Origin of the sequence: Dactylosporangium roseum (assembly GCF_025264685.1) — a bacterium.
In the GTDB taxonomy this organism is placed as follows: domain Bacteria; phylum Actinomycetota; class Actinomycetes; order Mycobacteriales; family Micromonosporaceae; genus Dactylosporangium; species Dactylosporangium roseum.
The window spans coordinates 652,814-669,504 of the sequence record NZ_CP073721.1; the positions used below are offsets into that span (position 1 = coordinate 652,814).

General features: G+C 70.3%; 18 protein-coding genes. 10 read left to right on the top strand and 8 right to left on the bottom strand.

Going from position 1 to position 16,691, the window contains the following annotated elements:
* Positions 1–19 precede the first annotated feature (19 nt).
* The gene (locus Drose_RS02905; protein WP_260726615.1) at positions 20–1,276 is read left to right on the top strand and encodes an AI-2E family transporter; all 1,257 of its coding nucleotides are present in this window, start codon (positions 20–22) and stop codon (positions 1,274–1,276) included.
* 33 nt (positions 1,277–1,309) lie between these two features.
* Here the strand turns inward: Drose_RS02905 and Drose_RS02910 are convergent, their stop codons facing one another.
* A complete protein-coding gene (locus Drose_RS02910; protein WP_390891314.1) occupies positions 1,310–3,373 on the bottom strand; it encodes an ATP-dependent DNA helicase in 2,064 nt (687 codons plus the stop codon).
* A 40-nt stretch (positions 3,374–3,413) separates the two neighbouring features.
* On the opposite strand from Drose_RS02910, the gene Drose_RS02915 reads away from it, so the two are divergent.
* Positions 3,414–3,914, top strand: coding sequence for a DUF402 domain-containing protein (locus Drose_RS02915; RefSeq protein WP_260726616.1), 501 nt, complete (start codon positions 3,414–3,416; stop codon positions 3,912–3,914).
* 20 nt (positions 3,915–3,934) lie between these two features.
* Here the strand turns inward: Drose_RS02915 and Drose_RS38700 are convergent, their stop codons facing one another.
* Positions 3,935–4,057: a hypothetical protein gene (locus Drose_RS38700; protein WP_313900037.1), complete on the bottom strand. Its 123-nt coding sequence runs from the start codon at positions 4,055–4,057 to the stop codon at positions 3,935–3,937.
* 113 nt (positions 4,058–4,170) lie between these two features.
* Here Drose_RS38700 and Drose_RS02925 point away from each other — a divergent pair, with 113 nt between their 5' ends.
* The 3 genes from Drose_RS02925 (at position 4,171) to Drose_RS02935 (ending at position 6,864) form a co-directional block, all read left to right on the top strand.
* Positions 4,171–5,091 (top strand): PI-PLC domain-containing protein, encoded by a 921-nt coding sequence (locus Drose_RS02925; protein ID WP_260726617.1) that lies wholly within the window; start codon positions 4,171–4,173, stop codon positions 5,089–5,091.
* Between the two features lie 130 nt (positions 5,092–5,221).
* Positions 5,222–5,848 (top strand): DUF47 domain-containing protein, encoded by a 627-nt coding sequence (locus Drose_RS02930; protein WP_260726618.1) that lies wholly within the window; start codon positions 5,222–5,224, stop codon positions 5,846–5,848.
* Positions 5,849–5,850: 2 nt separating this feature from the next.
* Positions 5,851–6,864 (top strand): inorganic phosphate transporter, encoded by a 1,014-nt coding sequence (locus tag Drose_RS02935; protein ID WP_260729592.1) that lies wholly within the window; start codon positions 5,851–5,853, stop codon positions 6,862–6,864.
* A gap of 204 nt (positions 6,865–7,068) precedes the next feature.
* On the opposite strand, the gene Drose_RS02940 is transcribed toward Drose_RS02935, so the two are convergent.
* The 6 genes from Drose_RS02940 to Drose_RS02960 form a co-directional block, all read right to left on the bottom strand.
* Positions 7,069–7,857: a hypothetical protein gene (locus Drose_RS02940; protein ID WP_260726619.1), complete on the bottom strand. Its 789-nt coding sequence runs from the start codon at positions 7,855–7,857 to the stop codon at positions 7,069–7,071.
* A gap of 86 nt (positions 7,858–7,943) precedes the next feature.
* The gene (locus tag Drose_RS02945; protein ID WP_260726620.1) at positions 7,944–8,255 is read right to left on the bottom strand and encodes a DUF1416 domain-containing protein; all 312 of its coding nucleotides are present in this window, start codon (positions 8,253–8,255) and stop codon (positions 7,944–7,946) included.
* Positions 8,256–8,277: 22 nt separating this feature from the next.
* Entirely contained in the window at positions 8,278–9,129 is an 852-nt protein-coding gene (locus Drose_RS02950) for a sulfurtransferase (protein WP_260726621.1), read from the bottom strand.
* A gap of 203 nt (positions 9,130–9,332) precedes the next feature.
* Positions 9,333–9,425, bottom strand: a complete 93-nt coding sequence (locus Drose_RS38705; RefSeq protein WP_313899993.1) for an Ms5788A family Cys-rich leader peptide — start codon at positions 9,423–9,425, stop codon at positions 9,333–9,335.
* Positions 9,426–9,456: 31 nt separating this feature from the next.
* On the bottom strand, positions 9,457–10,194 hold the full coding sequence (locus tag Drose_RS02955; RefSeq protein WP_260726622.1) for an LmeA family phospholipid-binding protein: 738 nt from the start codon (positions 10,192–10,194) through the stop codon (positions 9,457–9,459).
* 128 nt (positions 10,195–10,322) lie between these two features.
* Positions 10,323–11,273: a hypothetical protein gene (locus Drose_RS02960; RefSeq protein ID WP_260726623.1), complete on the bottom strand. Its 951-nt coding sequence runs from the start codon at positions 11,271–11,273 to the stop codon at positions 10,323–10,325.
* Between the two features lie 308 nt (positions 11,274–11,581).
* Here Drose_RS02960 and Drose_RS02965 point away from each other — a divergent pair, with 308 nt between their 5' ends.
* The 5 genes from Drose_RS02965 to pstA all read left to right on the top strand — a co-directional run bounded on the left by Drose_RS02965 (position 11,582) and on the right by pstA (position 16,685).
* Complete coding sequence (locus Drose_RS02965; RefSeq protein WP_260726624.1) at positions 11,582–12,283, top strand: winged helix-turn-helix transcriptional regulator; 702 nt, start codon at positions 11,582–11,584, stop codon at positions 12,281–12,283.
* Between the two features lie 27 nt (positions 12,284–12,310).
* The gene (gene mshD / locus Drose_RS02970) at positions 12,311–13,246 is read left to right on the top strand and encodes a mycothiol synthase (RefSeq protein ID WP_260726625.1); all 936 of its coding nucleotides are present in this window, start codon (positions 12,311–12,313) and stop codon (positions 13,244–13,246) included.
* A 233-nt stretch (positions 13,247–13,479) separates the two neighbouring features.
* Entirely contained in the window at positions 13,480–14,601 is a 1,122-nt protein-coding gene (pstS, locus tag Drose_RS02975) for a phosphate ABC transporter substrate-binding protein PstS (protein WP_260726626.1), read from the top strand.
* A 12-nt stretch (positions 14,602–14,613) separates the two neighbouring features.
* Positions 14,614–15,603 carry a phosphate ABC transporter permease subunit PstC gene (gene pstC, locus Drose_RS02980; protein WP_260726627.1) on the top strand — a complete coding sequence of 330 codons (990 nt, stop codon included), beginning with the start codon at positions 14,614–14,616 and terminating at the stop codon, positions 15,601–15,603.
* Complete coding sequence (gene pstA / locus Drose_RS02985; RefSeq protein ID WP_260726628.1) at positions 15,603–16,685, top strand: phosphate ABC transporter permease PstA; 1,083 nt, start codon at positions 15,603–15,605, stop codon at positions 16,683–16,685. The genes pstC and pstA overlap by 1 nt, the downstream gene beginning before the upstream one ends.
* Positions 16,686–16,691: the final 6 nt, after the last annotated feature.

The following is a 16,691-nucleotide window of genomic DNA, read 5'->3' on the forward strand; positions in this document are numbered from 1 at the left end:
TCGTCGAGGAGGATTTTTCGTGGGCCGGTTCGATCAGGTGCGCGCCAACCTGCGCCGCGCCTACCTGCAGCGGCTCGAGAACGCCCGTGCTGAGCGGGCGGCCGCCGACGCCGCGGAGGCCCTTGACGGGGTGCTGGTGCTGGGGGAGCCCGAGCCGGAGCTCGCGCCCGGCCACCCGTCGACGATGAGCCGCGACGACGCGGAGGTCCCGCACGGCCTGCGGATCGCCGCCGCCTGGTCGTGGCGGCTGCTGGTGCTGGTCGCCGCCGTGGCCGTGCTGCTGTGGCTGGTCGGCCGGCTCAAGACTGTCCTCATCCCGCTGAGCATCGCGCTGCTGCTCTCGGCGCTGCTGGCGCCGATGATGGGCGTCCTGCGCCGCCGGATGAAACTGCCACCGTCCCTGGCCGCGTTTCTGGTGCTCATCACCGGCCTGGCCGCGGTCGCCGGGGTGCTGACGCTGGTGGTCAGCGAGTTCGTCGCCGGCTTCCCGGCCCTGTCCGACAAGGCGGCGGACGGCGTGCAGCAGATCCAGGACTGGCTCACGACCGGCCCGCTGCACCTCAGCGGCCGCCAGCTCGACGCGACGTTCGACGCGGCGACCACCTGGCTCGGCGAGAACCGCGGCAGCCTCACCGACAGCGCCGTCTCCACGGCCACGGCGACCATCGAGTTCCTCGCGCTGCTGTTCCTGGTCCTGTTCGTGACGTTCTTCTTCATGCGCGACGGCAAGCGGATCTGGTACTTCCTCACCGGCGTGCTGCCCACCCCGGCCCGTGACCCGATCCGCCGGGCGGGCGAGGCGGCGTGGCTCACGCTGGTGGCCTACGTCCGGGCGACGGTCCTGGTCGCGTTCATCGACGCGCTCGGCATCGGCCTGCTGCTGGTGATCATCAATGTCGACTTCTGGTTTCCGCTGGCGACCCTGGTGTTCCTCGGCGCCTTCGTCCCGATCGTGGGCGCCACGGTCTCCGGCGCGGTCGCCGTCCTCGTCGCGCTGGTCGACGAGGGCCCGATCGCCGCGCTGGTCGTGCTCATCGGCGTGATCGCGGTGCAGCAGCTCGAGGGCCACGTCCTCCAGCCGCTCATCATGGGCCGCGCGGTGTCGGTGCACCCACTGGCCGTGATCGTGGCGATCTCAGCGGGCGTGGTGCTGGCCGGCATCATCGGCGCCCTGGTCGCGGTGCCGCTGGTGGCGGTGCTCAACACGGGCATCCGCCACCTGGTCAGCCACCGTCACGAGCCCCCGCCCGACGCCGTGGTCGTCTCCTCGGACTAGCGCCTGTCGCAGAGCTGAGGCCGGGCTGCGGCGCTACGACGCCGACAGCCGGCGCAGTGCGCCTCGGACGGGTTCGGGCTTTGTCGTATACCAGAACGGGGGGAGTGACGCGCGCAGGTAGGCCCCGTAGCCGCGGGCGGTCTCCAACCGTGAGTCGAGCACCGCGACCACGCCCTTGTCGGTGCGGGAGCGGATCAGCCGCCCGACGCCCTGAGCCAGCCGCACCGCCGCGATCGGCACGCTGACCGCGGCGAAGCCCGAGCCGCCTGCCGAGTCGACCGCCGCCGACCGGGCAGCGGCCAGCGGCTCGTCGGGGCGCGGGAACGGCAGGCGGTCGATGATCACCAGTTGGCACGCGTCGCCGGGCACGTCGACGCCCTGCCACAGCGACATGACGCCGAGCAGGCAGCTATTGCGGTCCTCGCGGAACCTGCGCACCAGGATCGGCAGCGCCTCCTCGCCCTGCAGCAGGATCGTGATACCGGGCGTCCGCGCCCGCAGCACCTCGGCCGCCCGCTCGGCGGCCTTCCGCGACGAGAACAGGCCCAGCGCCCGCCCGCCGAGAGCCTGGACCAGCTCGACCATCTCGTTGGCCGCCGGCTCCGACAGGCCCGAGGTCTGCGGCCGCGGCAGGTGCGCCGCGACGTAGAGGATGCCCTGCTTGGCATAGTCGAACGGGGATCCGACGTCGAGCGAGCTCCACGCCAGGTCGGCGGTGTCACGGGCGGCGTCGGCCCGGATGACCGCCTCCCGGGCCGCCTCGGCCGGCGTGCCGGCGGCGGCCGGCTTCTCGACGACGACCGGCAGCCCGAGCGAGCGCGCCACCGTGTCGAACTGCCCGCCCAGTGCCAGGGTCGCCGACGTCGCGACCACCGTGCGCTCGTGGAACAGGTGGATGTTGAGCGTGCCGGCGACCGACAGGGGAGCGATCACGACGGCCCGGCGGCCACGGTCGTCGCGCTCGATCCAGATGACGTCGTGCTCAGCATTGGCGATCATCCGCTGTGCGATCTTGGTCAGGTCGCTGACCATGGCCTTGGCCTGCTGCTTGCGCACCGGGTCGTGGTCGTCGGACTTCACCTCACCGACCCCGTCGAGGGCCTTGCGGCCGCCGGCGTCGAGCAGGGTCAGCGCCTCGCCCAGCACCGTCGGCAGTGCCCCGGTGAGCCGCCCGGCCGGCGCGTCGGCCAGGGCGACGGTGAGCGTGTCGCCGGCCTCCATGAGCCGGTCGGCCACCTCGTCGTCGACATAGGGCCGGCAGCGGCGCGCGGCCCGCTCCAGCAGCTCCGGGGTCAGCTCGGCCTGCGAGGCGGAGCTGACCCGGTCGGCCAGCTCATGGGCCTCGTCGACGACGAGCAACCGGTGCGGCGGGATGATCTGGCGGCCGGTCAACATGTCGACGGCCAGCAGGCTGTGGTTGGTCACGACGATGTCGGCCTCGCGGGCCCGGGCGCGGCTCGCCTCGGCGAAACACTCCGCGCCATACGGGCAGCGCTGCGCCCCGACACACTCCCGCGCCGGCATCGACACAAGCTTCCAAGCGGAGTCGTCGACACCCGGGTCGAGCTCGTCCCGGTCGCCGGTCTCGCTCTCCATCGCCCAGTCGCGCAGCCGCTCGACCTGCTTGCCGAGCCGCCCCGCCTCGCCGAGCCAGCGGGTCGGCCTGCTCTCCCCGACGTCGAACAGCGCGTCGGCGGGCTCGTCGGCCGACGTCCCCTCCAGCCGGGCCAGGCAGACGTAGTGGTGACGCCCCTTGAGCACGGCGAACGTCGGCCGGCGGCCGAGCATCCGCTCCACCGCGTCGGCGAGCCGTGGCAGGTCGTGGTCGACGAGCTGGGACTGCAGCGCCAGGGTGGCGGTCGACACCACGACCGGCCCCTCCACCAGCAGCGAGGGCACCAGGTAGGCCAGTGACTTGCCGGTGCCGGTGCCGGCCTGGACGAGCAGGTGCTCCTCCCGCTCGACCGCCGTCGTGATCGCCTCGGCCATCTTCTGCTGGCCGGGCCGCTCGGCACCGCCCGGCACCGCGCCGACGGCTGCGGCGAGCAGATCGGAGACATGGGGACGGGCGCGCTGGGCCGGGACGGTGGCTGTCACGCCAAGGCACGCTACCCCCTACCTACGACAGAATGTGCGGATGACCCAGGTGCGCGTCGTGTACCGGAAGTTCGACGGTTCGCTCCACTGGAATTACGAGACCCGGCTGCTCGGTGAAGACGATCACGGCATCTGGGTCGGCGCGGACAGCGGCACGATCGTCCATCGCGGACCGGTCCGCACCGGCCCCGTCGAGGGCCCGCACGTCCTGCTCTTCCCGCGGCAGTCCTGGTGGACCGCCTGCTTCAACGCGGCGCCGCACCGCACGGAGATCTACTGCGACATCACCACCGTCCCGCACTGGCTCGGCGAGGGGGAGGTCACCGCGATCGACCTCGACCTCGACGTGCGCCGCCGGCGGACGGGCGCGGTGGAACTGCTCGACGAGGACGAGTTCGCCGCCCACCAGATCAGATACGGCTATCCGCCCGAGGTCGTCGCCTCGGCGCAGGGCAGCGCCGAGTGGCTGTTCGGTGCCGTGTCCGAGCGGGTCGAACCGTTCGGCACGCGGTACCACCAATGGCTAGATCTTGTCTCCTAGCCCCTGAGGCTTCGCCGGGTTCAACCGGTTGTAGACGCCGGTGAACAGGCCCTCGGGGCTGATCGCGAGGCTGGAGACGACAAGCGTTTCGGGCGGCAGGCCTCCTGCACGACGTCCTCGGCGTCGGCCCGGCTGCCCAGCATCCGGCGGGCCACCCCGAGCAGGTGCTCCCGATGCGCGCTGAACGCATCCGTCACGGCTCAATTCAACCAGCAATTGCCCATCGGGCGATTTGGGTGTTAAGTACGATTTGCGAATGAGTAATGGTCTGGCCACGGTCGCCGGCGGCCTCGTCGGGCTGGCAGCACTGGGCAGTCTCGGCGCGGCCGCGGCGGCGCGGGTCCGCAGGGGCCGCCCCTATCTCGCGCGAGGGCTCTACGTCGCCGTGGACGGGCCTGTGGACCCGGCTGTCGTCGCGGCCCGGCACGGCTACGCCGCGGTGGAGGTCGGTGTCCGGCTCCACGGCGATGCCCTGCGGCTGACCTGCGCGGTGCCGCCCGGCCAGGAGCCGCCGACGTTCGAGCAGGCCGTGATCGCGCCGCTGGCCAACCGGGTCGCGGCCAATCCGCTCGGCCGGGTCCACGCCCGCCGGGCCGAGCCGTTTCTGCTGCTGGTGCGCTCGGCAGAGGGTTCGCCGTACGAGGCCGTCGACCGTGTCCTGCGCCCGCACGCTGCGATCCTCACCACATTTCTCGGCGGCCGCGTCGTCCCGGGCGCGATCACCGTCGTGCTCACCGGCCCGCACTGGTCGCGGGCCGACGTGCTCGGCGCATACGAGCGGCATGCCTTCCTGGAGGGCCGGTTCAGCGACCTGGAGCCCGGCGGGCTGCCGGTCTCGGTGGCGCCGCTGGTCTGCGAGGCACTCGCCGCGCGGCTCGGCTACGACCCGCTCGAAGAGTGGCCGGAGTTTCCGGCGGAGGCTCGCCACATTGTCCGTTCCCTGGTCAGGGCCGCACACGAGGGTGGCAGGCGGGTCCGGTTCGTCGATGTTCCGGAGGTGCCGCGTCAGGTGCGGACGGCCTTCTGGCGGGAGTTGCAGGCGGCCGGCGTCGACCTGATCGGCAGCCGGCACCGTGCGGCGCTCGGCAGGTTCCTCCGCCGGCCGGTCCGCCGCGAGTACAAGCACCGGGCGATGCCGGTTCGATACACGCCGGAGCGAGCGCCCAGTCCAAGGTGAACGGGCGGTGAACGGCAAATGAACTACCTGCTGGCGAGGGCTGGCCGTGCGGCGACGATCAAGCCTTGCCCTACGATTCCCTGCCGAGGGATGTCCGGCGCTTCATTTCCGAGGTATCGAGGTCATAGCTGTGCGGTTGAGGCTGCGTCCTAGTGACGATTCGTTCTACGAGTTCTTCAGCCGTGCGGCGCAGAACCTCGTCAAGGGCACCGACCTGCTCTCCGAACTGGCCCTGCCAGGCACCGACGTGCAGTCCGTGAGCGAGCGGCTCGTCGAGGTCGAGCACGACAGCGACGCGATCACGCACGAGCTGTACAAGAAGATCAACTCAAGCTTCATCACGCCCTTCGACCGGGAGGACATCTACCGGCTGGGCTCGCTGCTCGACGACGTGATGGACCACCTGGAGGCCGTCGGCAGCCTGCTGTACCTCTACGGCCTCACCAAGCTGCCGTCGCTGCCCCGCGAGCTGCACGAGATCGTCAAGGTCCTCGACCAGCAGGCCCGGCTCACCGCCGACGCCATGCCCCGGCTGAAGACCATGAAGGACCTCGAGGAGTACTGGGTCGAGTGCAACCGGCTGGAGAACGAGGGTGACAGTGCGTACCGCATGGCGCTCGTCCGGCTCTTCTCCGGTGAGTACGACGCGTTGACCGTACTGAAGATGAAGGAGGTCGTCGACGAGTTGGAGGCGGCCTGCGACGCGTTCGAGCACGTGGCGAACACCGTCGAGACCATCGTGGTCAAGGAGTCGTAGCCATCGACGCGCAATTCGTGGCCGTGTTCGCCGTCATCGTGGTGGCCCTTGCTTTCGACTACACCAACGGCTTCCACGACGCGGCCAACGCGATCGCCACCTCCGTCTCGACACGTGCCCTCAGCCCGCGCACCGGCCTGCTGATGGCCGCGATCGGTAACTTCGTCGGCGCCCACCTCGGCGGCCAGGTGGCCAAGACGGTCGGCAGCGGCATCGTCGACCTGCCGACCGGCGTGGCGAGCCTGGGCATCGTCTTCGCCGGCGTCGTCGGGGCCATCGCCTGGAACCTCACCACGTGGTACTTCGGGATCCCGTCCTCGTCGTCCCACGCGCTCTTCGGCGGTCTCGTCGGCGCGACCCTGGGCTCGATCTGGCTCGGCCACGACGGCGAGGTGCTCTGGACGGGCATCCTCGAGAAGGTCATCGTGCCGATGGTCGCCTCGCCGCTGGTCGGCTTCCTGCTCGGCGGCGTCATGATGCTGGGCATCATGTGGATCTTCCGCCGCGGCAACCCGCGCAAGCTCAACCGCGGCTTCCGTTACGCCCAGACGATCTCGGCCGCCGCCATGTCGGTCGGTCACGGCATGCAGGACGCCGCCAAGACGATGGGCATCGTGGTGCTGGCCCTGCACGCCGGTGGCTACCAGGACAACACGACGCAAATCCCGGAGTGGGTCTTCCTGGCCTCGTCCACGGTGCTGGCGCTGGGCACCTACTCCGGCGGCTGGCGCATCATCCGCACGTTGGGCCGCAAGGTCATCGACCTCGACCCGCCGCAGGGCTTCGCCGCCGAGACGGTGGCGTCGGGCGTCCTGTTCACCACGTCGCAGCTCGGCCTGCCGATCTCGACCACGCACACGATCACGTCGGCGATCATGGGCGTCGGCGCGACGAAGCGCCTGTCGGCGGTCCGCTGGAGCGTCGCGGGCAACATCGTGGTGGCCTGGGTCCTGACGTTCCCGGCGGCGGCGTTGATCGCGGTGGTCACGTATCTGGTCGTCCGCCCACTGTTCTGACCGCTCCGCCGAGGTGTGCCGGTCGGCCCGTGTTCCGCCGCAATCGCCGCCGTGCCGCTCGAGCCCGATGATCATGGGAAAGATGCGGCTGCCCCGATGGCCAGATCTTTTCCATGATCATCGAGTCGCCCGGCACGGAACGCGCCGTGCCGGGTCCGGCGGCGCGAGGCTCGCCGCGCCGTCAGGCGGCCAAGACCCGCGGGATCAGCAGCCGGCCGTGGACGTGATCACCAGTTCGCCGTCGCCCGTGCGGATCGAAACGCCCGCCGCGCCGGCACGGTAGGCGAACACCTTCGGGTCGTCGAGGACCACGGCGGCCGGCGGGACCGTCGTCCGGGCCTTCGCGGCGTCGCCCGGTGCCGTTGCCTCCACCGTCCACAGGGTGCCGCCGGACTGGCAGGTCAGCCTGTGCGTCGACCAGGATTCGGCACTCTGGCCCAGCGTGTCCAGCACCGCCTGGACAGGGGCCCGGTTGGCGCTCTCCGACGGCGGGATCGCCTCCGTGACCGCCTTGTCCTGCACCCGGCAGCCGCTGTCGACCGTGAACCGCACCGTCCCCGGCGCGGTCACCCCGCCCCGCATCGCCACGAAACCGCCCGCGTCGGCGTTCAGCACGTGGGAGGACGCGGTGTGGGTCACGCTCGCCCCGTAGCCCGCGGGAAGCGCCGACTTGACCCGATCCAGGACCGCCGGCTCCTGGTCCTTCTTCGTGTAGACGATGAGCACCCGTTCGAAGCGGGTGCCCTCGCGGGCCGACGTCACGCGGCAACTGCGCTCCGTGCGGGTGTATCCGCCGAGGACACTCACCGTCGTGGCCGGGTCGAGCGCGGCGTGGACGCGCCCGAGCGCCGTGTCCATGGTCGGCAGCGCATCCGCGATCGTCGTCTGCTCACGGGACGTCGGATGGTCGTTGCGGTACGAGTAGTAGGCGAGCACGCCCACGACGAGCGCCCACGCGGCCACACCGGCGACGATCCAGTGACGACGTTTCACCGCTCCATCCTCGCAGCCGGACAGCGTGACGCCGCCCGCCGGGGTTGGGCCCGACGAGCGGCGTCACGTTTCCAGGAAAGGCGAAATCAGCCGACGGAGACGGCAACCTCGTTGATCCCGCGGTCCGCGGCGAGGGTGGCGTCGCCGTTGCCCTGCCGGGACAGGGCGCGCAGCGTCCACGTCCCGGGGGCGGCGAAGAACCGGAACTGCCCGGCCGCCGAGGTCACGACCTCGGCGGTGAACTCGCCGGTGGAGTCGAGCAGGCGCACGTACGCGCCGCCGACGGGTCCGTCGCCGGCGCTCACCACGCCGGTGATCACCGTTTCCTTCTCGACGTCCACGCTGGCCGGGATCGGCGCGCTCTGCGAGGGCGCGCCGCAACTGTCAACAACACTCATGATCACAAACCTCCGGTGATGATCAGGCCTGGCCGGGCTCGTCGCCCAGGGCCACGGGCACGCCGACCAGCGAGCCGTACTCGGTCCAGGAGCCGTCGTAGTTGCGCACGTCGTTGTGGCCGAGGATCTCCTTGAGGACGAACCAGGTGTGGGACGAACGCTCACCGATCCGGCAGTACGCGATGGTCGGCTTGCTGTCGTCGAGGCCGGCGACCTTGTACAGGTCGCGCAACTCGTCGTCGGACTTGAACGTGCCGTCCTCGTTGGCCGACTTGCTCCACGGCACGGACAGTGCGGTCGGGATGTGGCCCGGGCGCTGCGCCTGCTCCTGGGGCAGGTGGGCGGGGGCGAGGAGACGGCCCGCGTATTCGTCGGGAGAACGGACGTCGACCAGGTTGGCCACGCCGATGGCATTGATCGTGTCGTCGCGGAAGGCGCGGATCGACAGGTCCTGGTCGTGGGCGGCGACGTAGGTGGTGGCGGGGCGGCTGACCTCGTCCTTGTCCAGCGGGCGGGCGTCGAGCTCCCACTTCTTGCGGCCGCCGTCGAGCAGCTTCACGTCGCCGTGGCCGTACAGCTTGAAGTACCAGTACGCGTAGGCCGCGAACCAGTTGTTGTTGCCGCCGTAGAGGATGACGGTGTCGTCGTTGCCGATGCCCTTGCTCGACAGCAGAGCCTCGAACTGCTCCTTGTTGACGAAGTCCCGGCGGACTTGGTCCTGCAGCTCCGTCTTCCAGTTGATCTTGACGGCGCCGGGGATGTGCCCGCCGTCGTAGGCGGTCGTGTCCTCGTCCACCTCGACGAAGACGACGTTGTCGGCATTGATGTTCTGCTCGGCCCAGTCGGCCGTGACCAGGGCGGACTCTCGACTCATGGGTGTTTGCTCTCCCAGGGAACGATGTGGAGTGGGTCGAGTCGACACACGGTCGGGACGTGCACCGCGCCGCGCGCGACCCAGGAGGACGGATCACGGTTTCGGCGACGGGTCTGAGAAGCCGACGAAGAACGGCCCAAACCCATCGATCTGGGGCGGCGCTGCCTCGAGCCGTTATGAGAGCACGCTGCGCGTCCGCACCATCAGGAGCGGCAACACAGGCAGGTGGCCACGCGGCACAGGTCGACCGCGCGCCGCCGAGTGAGCAGCATGCTCATGGTCTGGGAGCCTAGCATCGCCGAGCGTATCGGCCCAGGGTCCGCCAGGTCACTGTCCGCTGAGCTTGACGTTTTCGGCCGACGCGTTGATCAGCAGACCGGTGTCGGTCGTCTGCACGTTGTTGACGACCAGGTTGTACGGCAGGCCCGGCAACCGCACGCTGACCTGTAGGCGGCTCTGGTTGGCCCGGATGAAGTCGTTGACGTACTTCGGCAGGTTCCCCTGCTCGGAGGTCACCTCTTCGAGCTTGAGCCGGACCTTGCCAGTCTCGACCACCATGCTGCCCCGGGCGACCAGGGTCACGCTGATGCCCTGGTAGGACAGCGGGATCCGCATCTCGATCCGGTTGTTGACCACCTTGAGGTCGACCTGCGACGGGTCGATCTGCGACGGAAGCCCGGCGAGCTCCAGCAGCGGACGCACGTTTTCCCAGCTCATCGTGGCCGTCCCCGCCACGACGCCGGCCACGACGTCGCCGGTTCCGTTCATCAGGTCGCGGGCGTCGGCCTGCACCGACCGCGCCTCGACCGTCAGGTCGTCGAGCTTGACGGTGTCGATCTGCGGCCGGGTGAGGGAGATCGTGATCTTCTTGTACTCCCCGGCGACGACCTGGGTCAGGAAGGGGAATCCGGTCACGTCGACCCTGGGGTCACCCTCGTACTTCACGGAGTTGGCCGCTAGCTGGTTGCGCGTCTCCTCGGTGATCCGGTCCTCGGCGACACTCGCCGCGACCCGGTCGACGACGACGAGCCCGCCGCACAGGATGATCGCCAAGACAACCAGCACGATGCCGATCTTGGCCCCTCGAGTCGTCGCCACGACGCTCCTTCCAGCCTGCCTGTCAAGAGGATGAGGTATGCCATGCCGACGTACCCAGACACCAGGATTTCGTACCCTGGCAACCGCACTGCGACCTATAAGAGCAGTAGCCAGCTAGCGACGTATGCGGCCGGTGCGGCGAAGGCGAACGCGCCGATCGGACCCTGGATGTGCTGGGCCAGCCAGAGGTCCGGCTCGTCGCCGTCCACCCGGCGGCTCGCCTCGGCGTAGCCGACCGACAGGTCGACCATCACCGCCACGATCGCGGTGACCAGGCCGGCCAGGGCGCTGGGCAGCGGGCTGAGCCCGTCGAGGTAGTTGCCGATCGCGCCGGCGGCGGCCGTGCCGACCATCGCGCCGAGCACCACACCGGCGCCGCCCCGGGGCACCTGCGGTGCGATGCGGGGCAGAGCCGCGATGGCGTCGGTGAACCTGGCGACGAACAGGGCGATCCCGGCCGCCGCCAGGCACGCCACGATCGCCTGGGTGCCGTGCGGGATGCGGCCGAGCACCACCAGGCTCGCGAAGGACACGACGCCGAGCGTCACCACGAGTGACGAGCCGAGCGACTCGGTGACCCGCTGCCGGCCGGCCGGGCGGGTCAGTTGACCGACCACCCCGACGATGAACCCGGCCGCGGTCACGTAGGCCAGCGGCGCCAGCGACGCCGGCCGGGTGAGCACCGCGGCGACGTCGGTGCCGATCGCCACCGCGAGTCCGACGCCGCCGACCACCCGCGGCGCCGGTGGCCGGCTCGCGATGGTCCACACGCCGACGAAGAGCGCCTGCACACCGAAGATCACCACGGCGTACGACTCATGGGTGGTCTGTGCGCCGACCACGAGGCCGACGGTCATCAGCAGGGCGAAGCCCGCGATGCCCAGGGAGAGCAGCCGGCGGACGGGCGGCAGCGGTACCGGCGACTCGGCGGAGTGCTCGGCGGAGTGCTCGTTCTCCGGGTCGCGGGAGCGACGGCGACGGGACGCCGGCTCGGTGGCCGGAGGCCAGGCTCCGTGGTCCTCGGCGGGCGGCGGGGTAGCGGGCACGCCCCGATGGTGCCAGAACGAGCGCTCCGGGGCCCGTGCGGGATGACCGGAAATCGACAGTGGGCGCAACGGTCGGCCAGAGCGCTCCCAGAAGCGCATATCATGTTGACGGAAACGGTGGGGTGTGGCTCACCCAACTGTCTCGAACAACGGTCGGGCAGGTCGCAAAACGCGAATACTCCGATATTCTCGTGCGGGATATTCCCACACGCCCGTCAGAGCCGCCGGGACAACTTGGAGCCGCCGCCCTTGCCGATGGGCGCCATTGCGCCCGAGTGCGGAGGCGCGCCCGGCGACGGAGGTGACTCGTGGAGATTCTGCTGCTGACCGCGGCTCCCGCGGGCCGGGTGGTGCTGCCAGGACTCGACCTGCTGCCGCACACTGTGCGCACCGCCCCCCGAGATGTCCGCACCCTGGTGAGCGGCCCGAGCCCCGACGCTGTCGTGGTCGATGCCCGCACCGAGCTGGCCGACGCCCGCGCCACGTGTCGCATGCTGCACGCCACCGGCCTGGGCGTCCCGCTGCTCGCCGTGGTCACCGAGGCCGGCCTGGTCGCCCTGCACGCCGACTGGGGCCTCGACGACGTCATCCTGGCCACCGCCGGTCCCGCCGAGATCGAGGCCCGGCTCCGCCTGGCCGTCGGCCGGCTCAACTCCGCGGCCGCCGCGAGCGGCGGGATGATCAAGGCCGGCGAGCTGTCGATCGACCCCGACACCTACGCCGCGAAGCTCAAGGGCCGCCCGCTCGACCTGACCTACAAGGAGTTCGAGCTGCTCAAGTTCCTCGCGCAGCACCCCGGTCGGGTCTTCACCCGCGACCAGCTCCTGCGTGAGGTGTGGGGTTACGACTACTTCGGCGGCACCCGCACCGTCGACGTCCACGTGCGGCGGTTGCGCGCGAAGCTCGGCTCCGAGTACGAGTCGATGATCGGCACCGTGCGTCAGGTGGGGTACAAGTTCGTGGTCCCGCCGGCCCGCCCGCTGCACGAGTCGGAGCCCGTAAGAGTCTGACCGGCCCGGCGCCGGTTACATTGAGGCGTGCTGCGACGTTCCGACCATCTCTCCGCCGACCGGGTCGAGCAGGTGCTCGCATTGATGCGGGCCGCCGGCGACACCGACGGTGCACTGCCCCTCTCCGAGCACGTGGTGCTGCACCTGCGCCATGGCGGTGAGGCGCCGGCCGTCCACCTGCTCGCCGAGGACGGCGGCACCGTGGTCGGATACGCGCACATCGACACCACCGACGCCGTCGAGGGCGCCTCCGCCGAGTTGGTCGTGCACCCGCTGCACCGCCGCAAGGGGCTGGGCCGTGCGCTGGTGACCGAGGCGATGCGGGTCGCCGACGAGCGCGCCGACGGCCGCCTGCGACTCTGGGCCCACGGCGACCACCCGTCCGCGTCGGCGCTCGCCATCCGGCTCGGCTTCGACCGGACCCGCGTCCTGCTGCAGTTGCGCCGCTCGCTGTTCGCGCCGCTGGACGAGGTTGCGCTGCCACCGGGCGTGCGCCTGCGCGCGTTCCGGCCGGGCGCGGACGACGCGGCGTGGCTCGACCTCAACGCCGCCGCCTTCGCCGACCACCCGGAGCAGGGCAAGTGGACGCTCGACGACCTGCACGTCCGGCTGCGGGAGCCGTGGTTCGACGCCGACGGTTTCCTGCTCGCCGAGTCCGCGGAGGACGAGCGCCTGCTCGGCTTCCACTGGACGAAGGTCCACGGCGGCGGCGCCGGCGATCAGCACGCCCATGAGCCGATCGGTGAGGTCTACGTGCTGGGCGTGGCGCCCGGCGCGCACGGCGGCGGACTGGGCCGGGCGCTCACCCTCGCCGGCCTCTGGTACCTGCGGGGCCGCGGCCTCGCCCAGGTAATGCTGTACGTCGACGAGAGCAACACCCAGGCCGTGCGGCTCTACCAGCGTTTGGGTTTCGTCCGCTGGTCGAACGACGTCTCCTTCCAGCGGGCGCTCCGCGGCGCCTGACCTCGGCGGTGCGAAAAGGGCACCAGGCATCTCCGCCGGGCGGTTTGCCCAACGGCCAGCTCTCCTCCGACCAGCCGTCATCCAGGACCAAGGACCTGTTCACCCTCCGTTCACCCACCCCCGGAGGGGTGGTTACCTGCCGCTCTTAGCGTCGCCTTCAGTCGACGACCCGCGTCGGCCTTCCGACCTCCCAGGCGTTCGGAAGACGGATACATCCCGACGAAGGGACCGCAGTGAACCTCAAGCGGCACGGCCTCATCGCCGGCATCGCGCTTACCGCGACGCTCGCGCTCGCCGCGTGCGGCTCGGACAACAACGAGACTCCTAACGCCTCCGGCGGTGGTGGCGCCTCCGGCACCGCCGGCAGCGGCATCACTTGCGCGAGCGGATCGCTTTCTGCCCGGGGTTCGTCCGCCCAGAAGAACGCCATGGACGAGTGGATCAAGGCATACCAGCAGGCCTGTTCCGGTGCCAAGATCGACTACCAGGGCGACGGTTCCGGCGCCGGCATCACCGCGTTCCAGGGAGGCACGGCGGACTTCGCCGGTTCCGACTCCGCCCTCAAGGACGGTGACGAGACGACCAAGGCCACCGCTCGCTGCGGCGGCAACCCGGCGCTGAACCTGCCGATGGTCACCGGCCCGATCGCCATCGCCTACAACCTCGACAACGTCAAGGACCTGCGGCTCAAGCCCGAGACGCTCGCGAAGGTCTTTTCCGGCGCGATCAAGACCTGGGACGACGCCGCCGTCAAGGCGGACAACCCCGGCGCGAGCCTGCCCTCGACGCCGATCCTGGCGGTCCACCGCGCCGACTCCTCCGGCACGACCGAGAACTTCACCGACTACCTGACCAAGACCGCGGCCAGTGCCTGGACCTTCGGCAAGGACAAGGTCTGGAAGGCCCCGGGCGGCCAGGGGGAGCAGAAGTCGGACGGCGTCGCCGCGGCCCTCAAGAAGAGCGCCGGCTCCATCGGCTACGTCGAGTGGTCGTTCGCCAAGGCCAACAGCCTCAGCACCGCCAAGGTCCACAACGGCGCCGGGGAGTACACCGCGCTGACCGGCGAGGCCGCCGGCAAGACGGTCCAGGGTGCCAAGATCACCGGCACCGGTGACGACCTGAAGCTGTCGATCGACTACGCCACCAAGGAAGCGGGCGCCTACCCGATCATCCTGGTGACCTACGAGATCGTCTGCGGCAAGGGCACTCCGGCCGACAAGCTCGCGCTCGTCAAGGGCTTCCTCGGCTACACCGCCAGCGCCGAAGGCCAGAAGTCCCTCGACAAGCTGGGCTACGCCCCGCTGCCGGAGACGGTCCGCGCGAAGGTCGAGACCTCGATCAAGAACCTGGCCTGACAGGAACTCTCCTTGAGCCAGCAGACCACGCCTGCCACCTCCGCCGGTTCGCCCGGCGGAGGTGGTGGTCTTCCGCGGCGTAGACGCTTCGGCGGAGACGTCATCTTCCGTGGCACCGCGACGGCGGCCGGCTCGATGGTGCTCGTCATCATCGCCGCCATCGCCGTCTTCCTCGTCGTCAAGGCGATCCCGGCCATCCAGGACGACACCGCCAACTTCTTCACCTACAAGGCCTGGTTCACCGACGGCGACGAGCCGAAGTTCGGTATCGCCGCGACGGTCTTCGGCACGATGCTCACCGCCGCGCTGGCGCTGATCATCGCGGTGCCGGTCGCGCTGGGCATCGCGCTGTGCCTGTCGCACTACGCGCACCGCCGGGTGGCCACCACGCTGGGCTTCGTCATCGACCTGCTCGCCGCCGTGCCGAGCGTCGTGTTCGGCCTCTGGGGCCGCGACTACTTCTACGAGCCGGTCACCAACCTCTCGAAGTGGCTGCACGACACGTTCGGCTGGCTGCCGATCTTCGGCAGCGAAGGTCCCTACGGCAAGTCGGTGCTGCTCGGCTCGATCGTTCTCGCGATCATGATCCTGCCGATCGTCACCTCCCTGTCCCGTGAGGTCTTCATGCAGACCCCGCCGGAGCACCAGGAGGCCGCGCTCGCCCTCGGCGCGACGAAGTGGGAGATGATCCGCACCGCGGTGCTGCCCTACGGCAAGGCGGGCATCATCGCCTCGGTCATGCTCGGTCTCGGCCGCGCTCTGGGTGAGACCATCGCCCTGGCGCTGACGCTCGGCAGCGTCTTCGCCGTCAACTTCGACCTGCTCGGCCCCGGCGGCGTCACGATCGCATCGAACATCGCCAACCGGTTCGCCGAGGCCGACGACCTCGGCCGCGGCGCCCTCGTCGCCTCCGGCCTGGCGCTGTTCGCCATCACACTGGTCGTCAACATGGCCGCGCGCGCCATCGTGTACCGGCGCCGTGAGTTCGTCGGGAGCGCATGATGAGCGTCGAAGCCCCCGCTCGCCCGGCCGTCTCGGACGCGCACCGGTTGCGGGTGAAGTCGCTGCCGTCGTGGTCGCCGTGGGTGGTCGCCGTGGCGGCGATCGCCGTCGCGTTCGTGCTGATCTCCCTCACCTCGTCCGGTGGGGCGGTGCTCACCGGCGTCGTCGCGGCGGCGCTCTTCGTGATCTTCATGGGCATCGTGGCGGCCGTCGTCGAGGGCGGCCGGTCCGCCCGTAACCGGACGGCCACCATCCTGATCTACGGTGCGTTCATCCTCGCGCTGCTGCCGCTGATCTCGGTGGTCTGGACGCTGGTCAGCAAGGGCGCCACCCGGTTGGACGGCAACTTCTTCCGCACGTCGATGAACAACATCGGCGTGTTCGACGAGAAGGGCGGCGCCTACCACGCCATCGTCGGCACCCTGGAGCAGGCGGGCATCGCCACCCTGATCACGGTGCCGCTCGGCATCCTGGGCGCGGTCTACATCGTCGAATACGGCCGCGGTTTCCTGGCCAACGCGATCCGGTTCTTCGTCGACGTCATGACCGGCATCCCGTCGATCGTCTCCGGCCTGTTCGTCCTGTCGTTCTGGGTCTTCACGGTCACCCCGCTGTTCAACGACGGCCGGCCCGAATACTCGGGTTTCGCGGCGGCCCTGTCGCTCAGCGTGCTCATGCTGCCGACGGTGGTCCGCTCGACCGAGGAGATGCTGCGGCTGGTGCCCGGCGCGCTGCGTGAGGGCGCCTACGCCCTCGGCGTGCCGAAGTGGAAGACCATCACCAGCATCGTGTTGCCGACCGCCGGCCCCGGCATCGTCACCGGTGTCATGCTCGCGGTGGCCCGTGCCGCGGGGGAGACCGCACCGGTCCTGCTCGTCGCCGGTGGACTCGCCTCGATCAACTTCAACGTGTTCAGCGGCGGCCAGTCGTCCCTGTCCCTGTTCGTGTTCCAGCAGGCCGGGGTCGCCTCGGAGTTCGCGCCCGGGCGTGCCTGGACGGCGGCGCTCACCCTGGTCGTGCTCGTCCTGGTACTGACCATCGCGGCGAAGCTGCTCGCGCGCCGCGACAAGCTCGCCCGATAACACTGG